Raw genomic sequence first — 1484 nt, forward strand, 5'->3', positions numbered from 1 at the left:
GCCCCTGCCCCCGCTCACCCACGTCAACGACGGCCTGCTCGTGCGCACCGACTTCACCGACGAGGCCGCCTGGACCGCGCTCCTGGACACCGTGTACCGTCCGGGGTCGGGCTACGGGAATCCGATCGACGACTTCGGCGACTACGTCGGGGTCGTGGACGACCCGGTGTTCGAGGGTGCCACCCCCGAGCAGCTGATGTCGCTGGTACGCGCCGATCCGGAGGACTCCGACGAGGGCGTCGCGGACGCCCTGCTGGTGGCGGACCGGGCCGCCATGAGCGATCCGGAGCACCGGCTCCTGGTCGTCCCGCTGGAGGAACACGTGGGGCGCGTCTTCCGGCTCGTCCCGGAGAAGGCCGGGCTCATGCTGGTCAACCTGGCCATCGCCAACCAGGACGTCGAGGACTACATGGACACGGAGACGAAGGCCCGCATGCACGGGTGGTGGTGACCCGTGAAGGCGGGGCTCCGCCCGGCCGGGCACGGAAGGGCGGAGCCGGAGCGGCCGCGGTGCGCGCGGGCCGCCGCGCGGTAGGTTGCGGATATGGATGAGAGCGGGAACCGCCGTGCCGATGAGGGCGACGCCGAGGTGCTGCGCGCCGTGGGCGCGCGGCTGCGGCGCCTGCGCAACCGCGCGCGGCTGACCCTCGCCGAGCTGTCGGAGCGCACGGGGGTCACCCCGAGCACGCTGTCGCGTCTGGAGACCGGGCGGGTGCAGCCGACCCTGGGCCAGCTGCTCCCGCTCTCGCGCGTGTACCGGGTGCCCATCGACGAACTGGTGGACGCGCCCAGGGTGGGCGACCCGCGGGTGCACCTGCACCCGGTACGCCGCTTCGGCCTGACGTTCGTCCCGCTCACCCGGCGCGCGGGCGGGGTCCAGGCGTACAAGGTCCTCTACCCGCCGGCGCGGACGCTTCCGCCGCCCGAGCTGCGCACACACGAAGGACACGAGTGGTTCTACGTGCTCTCGGGGACCGTCCGGCTGGTCCTGGGCGCCGAGCAGGACCTGCTGCTGGGCGCGGGGGAGGCGGCCGAGTTCGACACCCGGACCCCGCACTGGATCGGCAACCCGGCCGAGCACGAACCGGCGGAGACCATCGCGATCTTCGGCACCCAGGGCGAACGCGTCCACCTGCACGGGACCTGAGGGGGACGGGCGCGCGGAGCGGCCGGGCGCCCGCTCGCGGCGGCTCCGCGACCGGCACGCCGGAGGCGCGGCCGCCGGGGGAGAGGCCCAGGACCACCGGGGACGCGCCGCGCGCACGTGCTTTTGCAGTTCTGCACGAGAGCTGGCTCCGCTGCCCCGGCGGCGCGAACACTGGCGTCCATGGAGACAGACAAGAACACCTCGCCCAGCCGGGAGTTCTGGGAACCCCGCTACCGGGGCGGGGACCCCTCGACGCCGCCGCCCGGCCCCAACGCGGCCTTCGCCCGCCTCGCCGGGGAACTGGCCCTGGTGCCACCGCCGGAACCGGAGCGCGGGG

General features: G+C 74.5%; 2 protein-coding genes. Both read left to right on the forward strand.

Annotated elements, in window-relative coordinates:
* Window positions 1–451 (forward strand): DUF6924 domain-containing protein (locus DQW06_RS15110; protein WP_394341672.1); only part of this gene is annotated, 451 nt, incomplete at its 5' end.
* A gap of 93 nt (window positions 452–544) precedes the next feature.
* A complete protein-coding gene (locus DQW06_RS15115) occupies window positions 545–1147 on the forward strand; it encodes a helix-turn-helix domain-containing protein (RefSeq protein WP_013152747.1) in 603 nt (200 codons plus the stop codon).
* The last annotated feature ends 337 nt before the right edge of the window (window positions 1148–1484 follow it).

Source organism: Nocardiopsis sp. TNDT3, assembly GCF_003427465.1.
Lineage (GTDB): Bacteria > Actinomycetota > Actinomycetes > Streptosporangiales > Streptosporangiaceae > Nocardiopsis > Nocardiopsis dassonvillei.